Below are 17009 nucleotides of genomic sequence, written 5' to 3' on the forward strand. Positions count from 1 at the left end.
CCCCGCTGACGGCGCGGAATTCTCGATGATGCAACGCAATAGAGTCATATTGCGTTCCGCGCTGGGGAGATTGTGTTCGGTGCCGCACTGGACATGGAACCAAGCTTTGCAATTGCGGTTGACACACGGCGCGGGCGGCGTGTGACAAGGAGACATGCGATGAGCAGAGAACAGATCGTTCGTGACACGGCCTATGCGATCTGGGAGGCGGAGGGAAAGCCCGAGGGGCGTGATCTGGCGCATTGGCAGCAGGCCGAAGCGCGTGTCGCCGCGAGCGCGGCCGCGAAAGCCAAGCCTGCGGCCAAGGGCAAGGCGCCCGTCTCTGTCGCAAAAGCCTCGGCCAAGGCCGCGCCACCCGCCAAGACGGCTGCAGCCAAGGCCGGGCCCGCCAGAAAGGGCTGAGCGAGAAGGCGCGCGCGATAGGCCTTGTGTGTCCGGCGAGCCAAAGAGCGGGCGAATTCAAGCCGCGAGCGCCCTGGCATAGACATCGGCATAACGATGGGTCGGGCGGGTCCAGTCGAAACGCTTGGCCATGGCGTGCTCACGCATCTGCTTGAAGGCCCGCTTCGTCTTGAACGCCTGCAAGGCGCGCGTCACGGCCGAGGTCAGCCCGGCGCCGGTCGGCGAGGAGAACAGGAAGCCGGAGAGCCCGTCCTCGATGGTGTCGACCAATCCCCCGGTGCGGTAGGCGATCGGCAATGTGCCGAAGCGCTGAGCATACATCTGGCTCAGCCCGCACGGCTCGAAGCGTGACGGCATCAGCAGGAAATCGCTGGCGGCGAAGATGCGCCGCGCCTCGGCATCGTCGAAGCCGATACGGGCGGCGATGGCATGAGGATTTTGCCGGGCGAGCCGCTCGATCGCGTCCTCCAATCGCGGCTCGCCACGCCCGGTGACGATGAGCTGGCCGCCATTGGCGACGATGGTCTCGGCCGCCTCGATCGACAGATCGATGCCTTTCTGGTGGACGAGGCGGGAGATGATCGAAAAGAGCGGACCGCGCGATTGCGGCAGATCGAAGGTCTGGCGGATATCGGTCGCGTTCTTCTGTTTCCATTGACGGATCAAACGCGCAGGCGTCTTTTCCCCGGTGATCGGCGAGGCCCAGCTATCGTCGATGCCGTTGACGATGCCGGTCAGGCGGCCTTCGTCCATCCGCGTCTTGAGCAGGCCCTCGAGGCCGCAGCCATGCTCGGCGGTGGTGATCTCGCGAGCATAGGTCTCGCTCACCGTGGTGACATGTGAGCCGTAGAAGATGCCGGTCTTCAGGAAGGAGATCTTGCCGTGGAACTCGGCGCCGTTGACCGAGAAGGCGAGGTCGGGGATGCCCAGCGCATTCATGCGCGCCGGCTGGTAGAGCCCCTGATAGGCCAGATTGTGAATGGTCAGGATCGAGGGAGTGCTGAGCCCCTTCCAGCGCAGATAGCCCGGCGCCAAGGCCGAGGGCCAGTCATTGACGTGGATGATGTCGGGCTTCCAGTTCGGATCGGCTTCGCCGGCCGCGATCTCGGCTGCGGCCAATGACAATCTGGCGAAGCGGATATCGTTGTCGGTGAAATCGCCGCCCGCGAAGGGGCCATAGGGAGAGCCTTCGCGGTCATAAAGCTCGTCGCAGAGCACCGCGTAGATGGTGAGCCCGTCAGGCGTATTGAACCGGCCGAGCGACCAGGGCGGCAGGCTCGCCGTGCGCGGCAACTGCGCGACGATGTCCATGGCCGGCCTCGCAGCGCGCACCTTCCTGAAGCCGGGGATGAGGACGCGAACGTCGCAGAGCGAGCGCAATTGGCGCGGCAGGGCCGAGGAGACCTCACCGAGGCCGCCGGCCTTGATGAAGTCGCCCATCTCCGAGGTCACGAAGAGAAGTCTGGTGGCCGAGGGCAGGGCGGAACGAGGATCAGGAGCTCCGTCCTTGACTGCCGCAGCGTAGGTCAGGGCGTGGCCGGAGGTTGCGGAACTGGTGTCGATCACGGCCTGCATAGGCACTTCGGACATCGTCGCAATTCCCGCCTGAACGCTGATTTCAGAACACTACGGAAAGATTAAAGTTCCATGTTGCAATGCAAAATATTGATGCAAATTCCGGGCCGATCCCCGGGAACCGCTCCGGCGGCGGAGACGTTGCAGATCTCGCGGCGGGTGTAACGCATGATGCGGCGGATATGGAGCAGCTGACGCTGCGACCGCCGCCGCGCCTGGTCCGCCAAGAGGGGCAGGCATGGCTGACAATATTGGCGCGCGCTTCGATGTCGAGGCTGGGCAGGCGGGAGATCTGGGCGCTGTCTTCGATGGAGGCGGCACGAATTTCGCGCTGTTTTCGGCGTCTGCCGAGCGCGTCGAACTTTGCCTTTTCGATGAGAGCGGGCAGAGCGAGGTCGCCCGCATCACTCTGCCGGAATATACCAATGAGGTCTGGCACGGCTATTTGCCGGGCGTGAGGCCGGGGCAACGCTACGGCTATCGCGTCCATGGCCGTTTTGCGCCCGAAGAGGGCCACCGCTTCAACCCCAACAAGTTGCTGCTCGACCCCTATGCCAGGGAATATGCCGGCGATATCGCCTGGAACGACGCCCATTACGGCTATGACGTCAATGCCGAGGTCGACAAGGATTTGAGCTTCAGCGAGCTCGACAGCGCCTCATTCACGCAAAAATGCGTCGTTTGCGACCTGTTGGCCGATCCGAAGGCGCCGACCAGGCCGGCGATTCCGTGGGATCGGACGATCTTCTACGAAACCCATGTACGCGGTTTCACCAAGCTGCATCCGGCGGTGCCGAAGGACATGCGCGGAACTTTCGACGGGCTCGGGCAACAGGCGATCGTCGACTACATCAAGAGCCTCGGCGTTACCTCGGTCGAGCTTCTGCCGATCCATGCCTATCTCGACGACCACCATCTCGTCGCCAAGGGCCTGACCAATTACTGGGGCTACAACACGATCGGCTTCTTCGCGCCCGAGCAGCGCTATGAAGGGCGGGCTGGATTGGCGTCCTTCCGCGACATGGTGCGCAAATTCCACGATGCCGGCCTCGAGGTCATTCTCGACGTCGTCTACAATCACACGGCCGAAGGCAATGAGCTCGGCCCGACGCTCTCCTTCAAGGGCATCGACAACCTCTCCTATTACCGCACGATGCCCGGCGAGGCGCGCTTCTACATCAACGACACGGGCACCGGGAACACGGTCAACACCAGCCATCCGCGCGTGCTGCAGATGGTGCTGGATTCGCTGCGCTACTGGACTGAGGTGATGGAGGTCGACGGGTTCCGCTTCGACCTCGGCACCATCCTGGGCCGCGAGCCGCACGGCTTCGACCAGCGCGGCGGCTTTTTCGATGCGGTCGGCCAGGATCCGGTTCTGCGCAAGGTCAAGCTCGTCGGGGAGCCCTGGGACATCGGGCCCGGTGGCTATCAGGTCGGTGGTTTCCCGCCCGGCTGGGCTGAGTGGAACGACAAGTATCGTGACACCACGCGAGCCTACTGGAAGAGCGAGGAGGGCATCATCCGCGATCTCGCGGCTCGCGTGACAGGTTCGGGCGATGTTTATGATCTGCGCGGGCGCAGGCCTTGGTCGAGCGTCAACTTCATCACCGCTCATGACGGTTTCACGCTGAACGATCTGGTCTCCTACAACGAGAAGCACAACGACGCGAACGGCGAGGACAACAAGGACGGACACGGGCATAATCTGTCCTTCAATTTCGGCGTCGAGGGACCAAGCGATGACGAGGGCGTCATTGCCGCGCGTGAACGCCAGAAGCGCAATCTGCTCGCGACCCTGCTGCTCTCGCATGGCACGCCGCTGATCCTGGCAGGTGACGAGCTCGGCCATTCGCAGGATGGCAACAACAACGTCTACTGCCAGGACAACGAACTCGCCTGGATCAAATGGGACGGGCTAACCGAGCGCGACAAGGCGCTGACCGCGTTTGTGCGGCGCGTCACGAGCTTGCGCGAGGAGCACGCGATCTTCCGTCGCGCCAGCTTCCGCGATGGCTGCGTGCTGCGCTGGGTCAACCCGGCCGGCGGCGACCAGCAAGAGGAGCATTGGGACGATGAGGGCGTGCGCGCCATCGGGCTCATGATGCACACGCCGGAGGTCGAGCAAGGCGGCGACGAGGCGCTGATCCTGTTCAATGCCTTCGACGGCGAGGTGGTGTTCAAGTTGCCGATGCGGGTGAAGCAGGGGGCCTGGTCGGTTGTGCTCGACACCGAGACGGGACCGGGTTCGGATGAGGGACGCAAGGGCCTGAAGGCCGAGAGCGAATTGACGCTTTCGGCAAGGTCCCTGATCGTCCTGATGTAAGCGAGCATCCGAGCAGATCTGATCAGAGCTTCTCGGGCCTGCGCGGAGTGTACCCCTGGGCCGATCGAAGATCGGACCCGAGGGATTCGCCCGAGATTCACGGCGTAGGTCGGGAGGCCTCTGCGAACAGCGAAACGCTGCGTGGCGGCAACTGGGCAGCTCCTCCGGCAGAGGAGCTGCAGAAGACTTGACGCCAGGCTCGTCCCGCCAAGGCGTCCGGCGGCGCAAAGACCGCCGGTTGATCTCGGCGATTGAACGCGATCAGCACGGCGTCATGGGGGCCCGCAAGCAGCAGCCCAAAAACATCGAGCCCATGCCAGTCGGCGTCAGCCAGAGGCGCCCCATCGGCGCTAAGCCAGGTCGCGTCCGGACGCTCCGAGCCCTCCGAAGGCTGCCCTGTCAGAAAGCTCTCGCCACGGATCAGGGGATACTCCCCGCGCAGGGTGGCCAGCCGGGCGACGAAGGCGATCAGCTCCAGATCCGCTCCGGCCCAATCCAGCCAGAACCCGTCATTGTCCTGGGCATATGCGTTGTTGTTGCCGAACTGAGTCCGGCCCAATTCGTCGCCGGCCGTCAGCATCGGAATGCTGCGCGAGAGAAACAAGGTCGCCAGCAGCGCGCGGATGTCGCGCTCGCGCGCCGCCTTCACTGCCGCGTCTTCGCTGGCGCCTTCGAGGCCGTTGTTCCAGCTGTGGCTGTCATTGTCGCCGTCGCGGTTGTCTTCGCCATTGGCCTCATTGTGCTTGGCCGCATAGGCGACGAGGTCGGCGAGCGTGAAGCCGTCATGGGCAGCGATGAAATTGATGCTGGCATTGGGGCCGCGATGCCGGCCGGCGAAGAGATCGGCCGAGCCCGACAAGCGCGTCGCCAGCGCGCCTGCCGCTCCGTCGCCGCGCCAGAAGCGGCGGATATCGTCGCGATAGCGGCCGTTCCATTCGGTGAAGGGAGAGGGGAATTCGCCGAGCCGGTAGCCGCCGGGCCCGATGTCCCAGGGCTCGGCGATCAAGAGAGCGTTGGCGAGATCGGGATCCTGCAGGAGCGCGGCGAAAAGCGGGGCTTCGGCCGAGAAGCCGGTATCGGAGCGGCCCATCACCGTGCCGAGGTCGAAGCGAAAGCCCGCAACGCCGCAGGCCCGCCAATGCCGCAGCGCATCCGTCGCCATGCGCAGGACCGGCGCACGGTCCAGCGCCAGCGTATGGCCGCAGCCGGTGTCGTTGATCAGCTTGCCTGGATCGTCCGTCGCGTGGCGGTAATAGACGGCGTTGTCGAGGCCACGCAGGCAGATCGTCGCGCCATGCTCGTCGCTTTCCGCGGTGTGGTTGAGGACGATGTCGAGGATGACGCCGATGCCGGCTTGGGCGTAGGCCGCGCAGAGCGCGCGCAGATCGGCCTCGCCGCCGGGAGCGAGGCGCGGATCGAGCGCGAAGAAATTGACCGGGTTGTAGCCCCAGGCATTGCTCAATCCGAGCGGCGGCAGATGGCGCTCATCCATCCAGGCCGCAACCGGCATCAATTCGACATGACTGACGCCGAGGCGTTGCAGATGGGCCAGGACAGGTTCGGCGGTGAGCGCTGCCAGCGTTCCACGCAGAGGCTGCGGGATGTCCGGATGGCGCATCGTGAAGGATTTGACGCCGAGTTCGTAGACGAAGGCGGGCGTCTGCTCCCGGCCCGGCCTGACCTGGACTGGCTCGCTGCCTACGGCGATGCAGCGCGGCACGAGTGCGGCCGTGTCCATTCCGGCCGAGGGCGGAGCCGCCAAGGCGGAAACCCAGCGAAAGGGGCGGTCGATCAGCGTCGCATAGGGATCGACCAGCAGCTTGGTCGCATCGAAGCGGTGGCCGCGCTCGGGCTGCCAAGGGCCCTCGACACGCAGGCCGTAGCGCAGGCCGGGCTTCGCGTTCGGCAGCAGGCCATGATGGATATCGCCGCTGCGGCAGGGCAGGGGCAGTCGGGCGATCTCGCGCTCGCCGTCATCGTCGAACAGGCAGAGCTGAACGCTGTCGCCATTGCGGGAGAACACCGCGAACGCGACGCCGTCCCGGGTGATGCTCGCGCCCATTCGCGCCGGCAGGGCGCAGGGCGCGATCCGCCAGGCGTCGGCCAAGCGGGTCAGCCTTGCGGTGCCGGGCGCGCCGGCACATGCCAGATGCGCTCGGCATATTCGCGGATAGAGCGGTCGGCGCTGAACCAGCCGCAATGAGCGGTGTTGATGACGGAACTCTTCCACCAGCTTGCCTGGTCGGCCCAGAGCGCATCGACGCGGCGTTGCGCCTGACGATAGCTCTCGAAATCGTTCAACACCATGAACCAGTCATTGGCGCGCAGACCCGCGACGAGGTCCTGATAGCGGTCGCGCTCGCGCGGCGAATAGGCGCCGCCGGCAACGGCGTCGAGCACGCCTTCGAGATGCGGGGCGGAGCGGATGACCTCCTCGGTCGGGCGCGGATCGCGCTTGGCTGCCTCGACCTCTTCTGCGGTCATGCCGAAGATGACGATATTGTCGGCGCCGACGCGCTCGCCGATCTCGATATTGGCGCCGTCGAGCGTGCCGATGGTCAGCGCGCCGTTGAGCGCGAACTTCATGTTGCCTGTGCCCGATGCCTCCATGCCGGCAGTCGAGATCTGCTCGGAGAGGTCGGCGGCGGGAATGATGATCTCGGCCGCGCTGACATTGTAGTTCGGCAGGAACACGACCTTGAGCCGGTCGCGGGTGGTGATGTCGTTGTTCACCACATTCGCGACGTCGTTGATCAGGTTGATGATCGCTTTCGCCGTGCCGTAGTTCGAGGCGGCCTTGCCGGCGAAGATCTTCACGCGCGGTGCCCAGTCACGATAGGGCTCGGAGCGGATCGCGTCATAAAGCGCGATCGTCTCCAGGATGTTGAGCAACTGGCGCTTGTATTCGTGGATGCGCTTGATCTGGACGTCGAACAGCGCCGCAGGATCGACCACGACACCGGTCTCGTGACGGATCACCTGCGCCAGCTTCAGTTTCTTCTGGCGGCGGATTTCGACCAGGCGCTCATGCAGGGCGGTCTCACCGGAATGGGCCGCGAGCTTATGGATCTGGGTGATGTCGTCGCTCACGCCCGGGCCGCAGACCTCCTGCAGCAGCTTGGTCAGGCCCGGATTGGCGCTAAGCAGCCAGCGCCGCGGCGTGATGCCGTTGGTGACGTTGGTGATGCGGTCGGGGAAGATGGCGTGAAGCGGTGCGAAGACCGTTTCCTGCATCAAGCGCGAATGCAGGGCCGAGACGCCGTTGACCGTATGCGAGCCGACGAAGGCGAGATGAGCCATCCGCACGCGCCGGCCATGGGATTCGTCGATCAGCGAGATCGTCGAAAGCTCGACTTTGTCGCCGCCTGCCGAGCGACGCACGCCGTCGAGAAACCGCGCATTGATGCCGAAGATGATCTGCATGTGGCGCGGCAAGAGCCGCTCCATCAGAGCGACGGGCCAGGTCTCCAGGGCCTCGGGCAGAAGAGTGTGATTGGTGTAGGAGATCGTGCCGTTGGTGATCGTCCAGGCATCCTCCCAGGCGAGGCCGTGCTCGTCGACCAGCAGGCGCATCATCTCGGCGACGGCGAGCGCCGGGTGGGTGTCGTTGAGCTGGATCGCGACCTTGTCGGGCAGGTTGTCGAGCCTGCCGAACTGGCGGTAGTGCCGGCGCACAAGGTCCTGCAGCGAGGCCGAGGTGAAGAAGAACTCCTGACGCAGGCGCAATTCCTGTCCGACCGGCGTGGAATCGTTCGGATACAGAACCTTGGAGATCGCCTCGGCGCGGTTTCGCTCGGCGACGGCCCCTACGAGGTCACCCTGGTTGAAGGCGTCGAGTTTCAGCGGGTGCATGGCGCGGGCGCGCCAGAGCCGCAACGTTGTGGCGTCGCGGCCGCGCCAGCCGATGACCGGCGTGTCATAGGCGACGGCGAAGACCGTCTCTTCCGGCTCCCAGACGACCTCTCCCGGCTTCTCAGTCGCGGCGACCGAGCCGCCGAAGCCGATCTGATACGCGCTTTCGCGGCGTTCGAACTCCCAGGGGTTGCGGAAGGAGAGCCAGTCCTCGGGCACCTCGACCTGCTTGCCTCCATCGATCACCTGCTTGAACAGGCCGTGGTCGTAGCGGATGCCGTAGCCGAGTGCGGGAACGCCAGTCGAGGCCATGGCCTCGAGATAGCAGGCGGCCAGACGTCCCAGGCCGCCATTGCCCAGCGCCGCGTCGGGCTCGATCGTCTCGATCGCGCCGAGATCGACACCGAGATCGGCCATGGCCTGCGCCACCGGGCCGGTGAGGCCGAGATTGTTCAGCGCGTCGGCGAGCGAACGGCCGATCAGGAATTCGAGCGAGAGATAGTAAACCCGCTTGCGCCCGGTCTGGTAGCTTTCATGGGTCGAGCGCTGCCAGACATCGACGACATGGTCTCGCACGGCGAGGATGACCGCTGTCACCCAGTCATGCGGCTGCGCCACGGAGGGGTTCTTGCCGAGCGAATAGGTCAGCTTCCTGACGATCTCGGCCTTCAGCGTTTCGACCAGATCTTTCGATTCAGCGGCGGATGTCGGCTTTGCTTCGGCGGCTGTCTCGGTCAAGCGTGGAACCCCGGCTGTTTCGCTGCCGCGAGTGTCGAGGCAACGCCCGATCAAGTCCAGCCGAAACCACCGCACTGCAGCATCTTTCGCGGCGGGCTCGGCCAGGCGGATGAAAGCCGGCGGCCATCCGGCTGCCCGCTTTCGCGGATGCGCGCCCGCTCAGTTGGTCTGGCTGCGGGGGCCCTCGCGCGCTGTCTCGCCCATGTTCTTTTCGCCCATGTTCTTCTCGCCAAAGTTCTTGGCGTTGGTCACCGCTGAATCGGCGAGGCCGACGACGCTGGTCCAGGCGCTACGCGTATAGGCGCCCTGATGCACGACAGCGTCATAGCCGATCGCGAGCACCGCGATGATCAGAAGAAGCCGAAACATCAACTATCCCTTCCATGTCCACCCAGTCCGATCAACGCGCCCCGGCCGGGACGGTTCCTGTCCGGGTAATCCGCGAGAGCAATTGAACGATCCAACTGGATCGTTCAATTGCTCTAATCTTTTGTTTTAACGCGTTTTCTTCACGCGAACCGGTTTCCACTTCGCTCGAAAACGCTCTAGCCGGTTGACCCACCCGGCTTCGCGGTGTCCCCTCGCTGAGGGGATGGAAACAGGGAACCGGCATGTTCGACGATCTGAGGGGCAAGCGCGTTCTGGTGACGGGTGCGTCGTCGGGCCTGGGCGCGCATTTCGTCACGCTGCTGGCGGGGCAGGGCGCCGAGGTCGTCGCGGCAGCGCGACGGCTCGACAGGTTGCGCGCACTGGCGCGGGCCTGCGACGGCCTTCCCGGCACGGTGAGGCCGCTTGCCCTGGATGTCGCTTCCGTCGCTGCGATCGAGGCCGGGCTTGCCGAGGCGAGCGCGGCGATGGGTGGGCTCGACGTGCTGATCAACAATGCCGGCGTTGCCGAGCCCGCGCGCGCGCTCGAGCTCAGCGAGGCGCAATGGGATGCGCATCTCGACGTCAATCTGAAGGGCTGCTTCTTTGCCGCGCAGGCCGCGGCGCGGATCATGGCCAGGCAGGATGGCGGTGGCGCGATCGTCAACATCGCCTCGATCCTGGGCGAGCGGGTCGCGATCTCGGTCGCGCCCTATGCGGCGGCGAAAGCCGGCCTGATCCAGCTCACCAAGGCGCTGGCGCTGGAATGGGCGCGCCACAAGGTCCGGGTGAATGCACTGGCGCCGGGTTATGTCATCACCGATCTCAACCGCGATTTCTTCGAGACCGAGCCGGGGCAGGCGCTGATCAAGCGCATCCCGATGCGCCGCGCCGCCGATCTCGGCGATCTGGACGGAGCGCTGTTGCTGCTCTGCGCCGATGCCTCGCGCTTCATGACCGGGTCGGTCATCGCCGTCGATGGCGGGCATCTGGTGAGTGGGCTGTGAGTTCGTCGCAATGGCCGTGAGGCGCGGAACCGCGGGGAACCCTCTCCAATCCAAGTCTGGTGTTTCCGACTTGGAACTGGTCCAGAGGCCGACAGCTCACCCCTGCCCCTCTCACTGAACTCGGACCTGCCCGAGTCAGTACTCGAAGTGTCGAAGTCAGGTAGACCCGACTTCGATGCAGGAGAAGGGTTCCCCGCACCCTCCACTAAGCCGGCAGCAACTCCTTCAGCCGCAACAGCGCGATCGTCTCGACTTGCCCCAGCGCCGTCGCAAACTCCTGTTCAGGCGAACTTTTCAGGCGCGCTTCGAAGGCGACCAGGATCTCCGTCTTCGACAACCCCTTCACGGCGATGATGAAGGGGATGCCGAAGCGGGCCTTGTAGGCCTCGTTCAATGCGGTGAAGCGGACGCGCTCGTCGCTGGTCAATCGGTCGAGCCCGGCGGAGGCCTGTTCCTGGCTCGATTCCGGCGTCAATTCACCTGCCGCGGCGAGCTTGCCGGCAAGGTCGGGATGGCCGAGCAGGAGCGCTTTCTGCTGGTCGTGCGAGCCGGCACGCATCGCCTTCGCCATCGCCGCATGCAGGCCCGCGGCGCTGTCTTCGCTCGCAGCCAGGCCGGCATCATGGGTGGCTGCTGCGACCCAGGGCGAATGCTCCCAGACCCGGCCAAAAACCTCGACGAAGAGCGCCTTGGGCAGTTTCGAGGGCACGTAATCGCCGGCAGGCGGATGATGCCTGATCCAGTGCCGAGCGATATCGAGCCTTGTCGCGACCCAGACGCGATCGTGACTCCGAACGTAGTCGAGGAAGCGCGCCAGCGCCGCGGCGCGACCGGGCCGGCCGACGAGCCGGCAATGCAGCCCGACCGACATCATCTTGGGCGCCGTCTCGCCCTCGGCATAGAGCGTGTCGAACGAGTCCTTCAGATAGGCGAAGAACTGGTCGCCGGCATTGAAGCCCTGCGGCGTGGCGAAGCGCATGTCGTTGGCGTCGAGCGTATAGGGCACGGCGAGCTGCGGGCCGCCCGGGCCGGCGAGCCAATAGGGCAATTCGTCGGCATAGACATCGGCCGTGTAGAGGAAGCCGCCTTCCGCCATGGTGAGCGGAATCGTGTTCTGTGACGTGCGGCCCTGATAGCAGCCGAGCGGACGCTCGCCGGTGAGTTCGGTCTGGATGCGGATGGCTTCGAGAATGTCGGCGCGTTCGCGCTCGGCCGGCACATCGCGATAGTCGATCCATTTCAGGCCGTGGGTCGCGATCTCCCAATGGGCCTCTTGCATCGAGGCGACGATCTCGGGATAGCGTGCCAGCGCGCTCGCCACCGCGAAGACGGTGACCGGCATCTTCCGTTCGGTGAACATGCGCCAGAGCCGCCAATAGCCGGCGCGCGAGCCGTATTCGTAAATCGATTCCATGTTCATGTGGCGCTGGCCGGGCCATGGCGCCGCGCCGACGATCTCTGACAGGAAAGCCTCCGAGGCCGCGTCGCCATGCAGGATGTTGTTCTCGCCGCCTTCCTCGTAGTTGATCACGAACTGGACGGCGATGCGGGCCTGGCCCGGCCAATGCGGATTGGGGGCGTCGCGGCCATAGCCCTTGAGGTCGCGCGGATAGGCGGTGTCGGTCATGAGGGTCAGCTGCCGCGATAGGTGGAGTAGCTCCAGGGCGAGGCCAGGAGCGGGACGTGATAATGGCCTTGCGCGTCGGCGATGCCGAAGCGCAGTGGCACGATATCGAGGAAGGCTGGCTCGGGCAGGGCGGTGTCCAGCGCGCGGAAATAGGCGCCGATCGCGAAGCTCAGTTCATAGGTGCCGATGGTGAGCCCGTCTCCGCTCAGGAGAGGCGCATCGGTGCGGCCATCGGCATTGGTTCGGGTCTCGACGAGGCGGCGGCGCGAACCGTCCGGCAGCACGCGGTCGAGCGTGATCGTCACGCCCGGCGCCGGCCTGCCGTTGACCGTGTCCAGCACATGGGTGGAGAGGCGTCCCATTCGTGGTGAAACCCTTTGCGGTTGCGCGCGCTCGGAACGAAGCTTGCCTTCGTGAAAAGCCAACCCTCGAGCCGGATGATTTCAGATCGGATCATAAAGTCCCATCTGAAATCTGAATCCGTCTCTCATCAAGGAGTTAGAGCAGGATCGCTGCGAAAAACCGGTTCCCACTTTTTCGCATCCTGCTCTAGTCTGGACGCATCATGAGAGTTTCACCTCGGATTCGGCCCTGTCAATTGCCGGCGCGCGCAACGCGAGGCCTGCCGGGCAATGCTTGATGCCTATCTCATGGAATGGGGCGGCATGCTGCTGCGCTGGCTGCATGTGATCACGGCGATCGCCTGGATCGGCTCGTCGTTTTTCTTCATCCATCTCGACGCCAGCCTGAGGCCTGCCGCCGACATTCCGCCCGGCGAGGGGGGACGCGCCTGGCAGGTCCATGGCGGCGGCTTCTACGAGATGCGCAAATATATGGTCGCTCCCGCCGTGATGCCGGCCGAGCTGACCTGGCATAAATGGCAGAGCTACTGGACCTGGATCTCGGGCTTCTTCCTTTTGGTCTGGGTCTATTATGCGCAGTCGGAGCTCTATCTGATCGACCCGGCGGTGATGGCATTGTCGCCGCTCGCTGCGGGTGCGATCGGTATCGCGGCGCTGGCCCTGGGCTGGCTGTTCTACGACTTCCTATGCAAGTCGCCTTTGGGCCGGAATGACGTCGTGCTGGGCCTGCTCGGCTTCGGCTATGTCGTCGCTGCGAGCTGGGCCTTCGCCAGCGTATTCTCCGGGCGTGGCGCATTGATCCATACCGGCGCGCTGATGGCGACGATCATGACCGCCAATGTCTTCTTCAACATCATGCCGGGCCAGCGCAAGGTCATCGCGGCGCTGACGGCGGGCGAGAAACCCGATCCGAAATACGGCAAGGCCGCCAAGCAGCGCTCGACGCACAACAACTACATCACCTTGCCGGTGCTGTTCCTGATGCTGTCCAACCATTACCCGGTGACCTACGCCAATTCGGCGGTGATACCGGTGCTGGTGGCGCTGATCATCGTCGCGGGCGCGCTGATCCGGCATTTCTACAATCTCCGCCACGCCGACCATGCGAAGTCGCCCTGGTGGTGCTGGGGCGTCGCGATCCTGGCGCTCTGGCTCGCCTTCTGGCTCGCGATGGCGTCCTCGCCGGGTGGGCGCGAGCGGCTGGGGCTTTCGCCGCCGGCGACGGCCAAGCCCGTCTTGCTGGCGGGAATGGCCTTGCCGCCGGTCGAGGTCAGCACCATCGTCAGCGGGCGCTGCGCCATGTGTCATGCGCCGGAGCCGTCCTGGCCCGGCATCCAGATCGCGCCCAAGGGTGTGCTGCTGCACGAGCCGGAATTCATCGCCACCCATGCCCGCGCCATCAAGGTGCAAGCGGTGATGACGCATGCGATGCCACCCAACAATCTCTCCGGCATGACCCCGGATGAACGCCGGCTGCTGGCTGCCTGGCTCGGGAGTACCCGCTGAAACGGATGATGGCGCTCACCAAGCCTTGACCTTGTCGGGCGGAAGCTGAACGCCTCGCCGATTTCATTCAGTTTCGGTTCACATCGGCCACTGCATTTTCTCCCGCACTGACAGAATGGAGGCTGGTTCCGACTCCGGGATCGTCCAGTACTGAGGGGACCGGGGGGTCCGCTTGAACACTTTTCTGAAGAAGGGCGTCAGCTATCGGCTGGCGGCCGTGGGTTTTGTTTGTGTCTGGGTGATCCTGTGCTGGCCATGGCTTTCAGGGTCCGTCACGATTCCGTTCGACGCCAAGGCGCATTTCCAGGCGCAGATCCAGTTCCTGGCTCAGGCGCTGCACAGCGGCCAGTCGCCGTTCTGGACGCATAATGTCTTCGGTGGCTCCCCCCAGGTCGCCGATCCGCAATCGTTGATCTTTTCGCCCGCGATCCTGCTCGCTTTGCTGACGTCTTCGCCGAGCTTCCGCGAGGTCGACGCCTATGTGCTGGCGCATCTGCTCGCGGGCGGCCTTGCCCTGCTGATGTTCTTCCGTGACCGCAAATGGCATCCCGCCGGCGGCCTGCTTGCGGCGATCGTCTTCGCTTTCGGCGCCTCGGCCGCGTGGCGCGTGCAGCATGTCGGGCAGATCGCGAGCCTTGCCTACTTCGCCATCGCCTTCTGGCTGACGGCACGCATGCTGCAACGCTCCTCGCTGCTCTCCGGCGCGCTCGCTGGCCTCGCCGGCGGCATGATGGTGCTGGAGCCGGACCAGGTCGCGATGCTGGGCGCCTATGTGCTGATCGGCATGGTTCTGGCGCATTGGCTCTCGGGCGGCTGGGCGGCTGTCCGCGCCAGCCTCGCGCCGATCACGGTGGCGAGCCTGGCCGGCATCCTGACCATCGCCATGCCGCTGCTCTGGACCTGGCTCTTCGCCGAGGCGACGACGCGGCCGGAGGTCGATTTCGTCGAGGCAGGCCGCGGCTCGCTGCATCCGGCCTCACTGCTGACCGCCTTCGTCGCGGACCTGTTCGGCGCGCGCGATCCCGCAGTCGACTTCTGGGGGCCCTACAGCCCCGCCTGGAACGCCAAGGAACTGTTCCTGTCGCAGAACATGGGACAGGTCTATATCGGTGCACTGCCGTTGCTGCTGCTGATCGCGCCCGGTCTGACGCGAGGCTGGCTCTGGGACAAGGCCGTCCGGCCGTTCAGCCTGCTCTTCCTCTTCATGGTGCTGTTCGCGCTCGGCCGCTACACGCCGGCCTTCCACCTGTTCTACGAATATCTGCCGGGCGTGAAGGCCTTCCGCCGGCCGGCGGATTCGACCTTCCTGATCGGTGGGCTCGGCGCCATCCTCGCGGGCTATGTGCTGCATCGCCTGCTGTCGGAAGAGAATCTGGGCTCGCTGAAGCGCGATTTCGCTATCGGAGCCGGGGTCGTCGCGGCAGTGATCGTGCTGGCGCTCGTGGTCTCGGCCGATGAGCGGCATCTGCGCGATGCCTGGTGGCCCGTAGCCTCCGCCGTGGCGTGGTTCGGCGCGTCGCTGCTGGTGGTGGGCGTCCTGATGCGCTGGCGCAACGGCATCGGCCCGCTTGCCGCGGCCGTGCTGGTCACCGGCGTCATCGGTGCCGATCTTGGCCGCAACAACGGTCCCAATGAATCGACTGCATTGTCGCCAGATCTCTATGACGTGCTGCGTCCCGACACGCAAAACGAGACCGTCCGGACGCTGAAGCGGCTCGTCGCGCAGCCCATGGGCTCGCCGCGCCGCGACCGGGTCGAACTGCTCGGCATGGGCTTCGAATGGCCCAATGTCGGCATGGTCCACGGCTTCGACCATACGCTGGGCTACAACCCCCTGCGGCTGGCCGATTTCTCCGACGCAGTTGGTACGCGCGATTCGATCGGCGACCCGAAAGAGCGCAAGTTCACGCCGCTGTTCCCCTCCTATCGCTGCCGCCTCGCCGATCTGCTCGGCCTGCGCTACATCGCCACGCCGGTGCCGATCGGCCAGGTCGACTACAAGCTCCATGACGGTGACCTCAAGCTCGTCGCGCGCACCAAGGAAGGGTATATCTACGAGAACCCTCGCGCGTTGCCACGCGTGCTGTTCGTCGGCGGCTGGCAGATGGCCGATTTCGACGGCATGAAGGCTGGCGGGCGCTGGCCGGATGTCGATCCGCATCAGGTCGTGCTGCTCGATTCCGAGCCGCCCGAGGCTGTGCCGGAAGGGCCGAGCGCGGCCCAGGCGGAGATCAAGCTCGGTCGCTACCAGAACACCGAGATCGAGATCGAGGTTAAGGCAACGCAGGCCGGCTTCGTCGTGCTGAACGACATCTGGCACCCTTGGTGGCGGGCGCAGGTCGACGGCGTCGACACCGAGATCCTGAAGGCCAACGTGCTGTTCCGTGCCGTGCAGGTGCCGGCCGGGACGCATAAGGTCCACTTCAGCTTCCATCCGATCGAAGGGGCGCTGGCCGAGTTCCGGGATCGCGTCGATCCGCCGCGCGATATCGAGGACGATCTGCCGGTGCCCGGACCGCTGCAGCCGCAGATCGCGTCTGGAGATGCCGCCGGCCGCTTCCAGCCTGCGCTGGCAACTCCGTCACGGGCGACGCTGGAGACGCTGCGTCTCGGTTCGGTGCCCCAGCCTCAGATCGGCGAGCGCTCGCACATGTCTTCGACGCGCGAGTACTGAGCGCGAGAGCAGGGTTTAGAAAAAGTGGGAACCGGTTTTTCGCATCCTGTTCTAACTCGATGATGCGAGACGGATTCGGATTTCAGATGGGACCATTTCGTGATTCCATCTGAAATCATCCGGCTCTAGAGCATTTCCGCGTTTCTCCCGATCGTGGAAGTGCTCTAGCTCCTTGTTTTGACGCGCTTTCTTCACGCGAACCGGTGTCCACTTCGCTCGAAAACGCTTTAGACGGGGGCGCGTGGCCCCGTCCGTCGTCCGCTCACGCGACTCCGAGCTTTTTCTGGAGGGATGTCGATGAGGTCGTGTACTGGAAGGTCAGTCGCTTGTCGGGATAGACGTAGCGATGGACTTTCTGGGCTGCGAGGGCTGCCTCGTGGAAGCCCGAGAGGATGAGCTTGAGCTTGCCGGGATAGGTGTTGATGTCGCCGATGGCGAAGATGCCAGGCGTCGACGTCTCGAACTTCTCGGTATCGGCCGGGATCAGGTTCTCGTGGAGATTGAGGCCCCAATCGGCGATCGGCCCGAGCTTCATGGTCAGCCCGAAGAAGGGCAGGAGCGTATCGCAGGCGAT

General features: G+C 64.9%; 12 protein-coding genes. 5 read left to right on the plus strand and 7 right to left on the minus strand.

What is annotated here, in order from left to right; genetic code table 11:
• Window positions 1-159: 159 nt before the first annotated feature.
• Window positions 160-402, plus strand: a complete 243-nt coding sequence (locus tag CYD53_RS03010; protein WP_181011688.1) for a DUF2934 domain-containing protein — start codon at window positions 160-162, stop codon at window positions 400-402.
• A gap of 57 nt (window positions 403-459) precedes the next feature.
• Here the strand turns inward: CYD53_RS03010 and glgA are convergent, their stop codons facing one another.
• Window positions 460-1992 carry a glycogen synthase GlgA gene (glgA, locus tag CYD53_RS03015; protein WP_245928050.1) on the minus strand — a complete coding sequence of 511 codons (1533 nt, stop codon included), beginning with the start codon at window positions 1990-1992 and terminating at the stop codon, window positions 460-462.
• Window positions 1993-2215: 223 nt separating this feature from the next.
• Between glgA and glgX (CYD53_RS03020) the strand changes: the two genes are divergently transcribed.
• Window positions 2216-4303 (plus strand): glycogen debranching protein GlgX, encoded by a 2088-nt coding sequence (glgX, locus tag CYD53_RS03020; protein ID WP_103716604.1) that lies wholly within the window; start codon window positions 2216-2218, stop codon window positions 4301-4303.
• 97 nt (window positions 4304-4400) lie between these two features.
• Here the strand turns inward: glgX (CYD53_RS03020) and glgX (CYD53_RS03025) are convergent, their stop codons facing one another.
• The 3 genes from glgX (CYD53_RS03025) to CYD53_RS03035 form a co-directional block, all read right to left on the minus strand.
• On the minus strand, window positions 4401-6410 hold the full coding sequence (gene glgX, locus CYD53_RS03025) for a glycogen debranching protein GlgX (protein WP_245928051.1): 2010 nt from the start codon (window positions 6408-6410) through the stop codon (window positions 4401-4403).
• A gap of 5 nt (window positions 6411-6415) precedes the next feature.
• Window positions 6416-8893, minus strand: a complete 2478-nt coding sequence (locus tag CYD53_RS03030; protein ID WP_245928052.1) for a glycogen/starch/alpha-glucan phosphorylase — start codon at window positions 8891-8893, stop codon at window positions 6416-6418.
• Window positions 8894-9052: 159 nt separating this feature from the next.
• On the minus strand, window positions 9053-9262 hold the full coding sequence (locus CYD53_RS03035; RefSeq protein WP_103716605.1) for a hypothetical protein: 210 nt from the start codon (window positions 9260-9262) through the stop codon (window positions 9053-9055).
• Window positions 9263-9504: 242 nt separating this feature from the next.
• Here CYD53_RS03035 and CYD53_RS03040 point away from each other — a divergent pair, with 242 nt between their 5' ends.
• Window positions 9505-10266 (plus strand): SDR family NAD(P)-dependent oxidoreductase, encoded by a 762-nt coding sequence (locus tag CYD53_RS03040; RefSeq protein WP_103716606.1) that lies wholly within the window; start codon window positions 9505-9507, stop codon window positions 10264-10266.
• Between the two features lie 205 nt (window positions 10267-10471).
• Here CYD53_RS03040 and puuE read toward each other — a convergent pair whose 3' ends face one another.
• Together puuE and uraH are read right to left on the minus strand one after the other, a co-directional pair.
• On the minus strand, window positions 10472-11893 hold the full coding sequence (gene puuE, locus CYD53_RS03045) for an allantoinase PuuE (protein WP_103716607.1): 1422 nt from the start codon (window positions 11891-11893) through the stop codon (window positions 10472-10474).
• 5 nt (window positions 11894-11898) lie between these two features.
• Window positions 11899-12255, minus strand: coding sequence for a hydroxyisourate hydrolase (uraH, locus tag CYD53_RS03050; RefSeq protein WP_103716608.1), 357 nt, complete (start codon window positions 12253-12255; stop codon window positions 11899-11901).
• A 270-nt stretch (window positions 12256-12525) separates the two neighbouring features.
• On the opposite strand from uraH, the gene CYD53_RS03055 reads away from it, so the two are divergent.
• A complete protein-coding gene (locus tag CYD53_RS03055; protein ID WP_103716609.1) occupies window positions 12526-13761 on the plus strand; it encodes a urate hydroxylase PuuD in 1236 nt (411 codons plus the stop codon).
• A gap of 172 nt (window positions 13762-13933) precedes the next feature.
• Entirely contained in the window at window positions 13934-16435 is a 2502-nt protein-coding gene (locus CYD53_RS03060) for an MFS transporter (protein WP_103716610.1), read from the plus strand.
• A gap of 262 nt (window positions 16436-16697) precedes the next feature.
• Here the strand turns inward: CYD53_RS03060 and CYD53_RS03065 are convergent.
• The coding region (locus CYD53_RS03065) for an NAD(P)/FAD-dependent oxidoreductase (RefSeq protein WP_146055801.1) at window positions 16698-17009 on the minus strand (312 nt) is incomplete at its 5' end.

The sequence above is a fragment of the Allobosea psychrotolerans genome, assembly GCF_002917105.1.
Taxonomy (GTDB): domain Bacteria; phylum Pseudomonadota; class Alphaproteobacteria; order Rhizobiales; family Beijerinckiaceae; genus Allobosea; species Allobosea psychrotolerans.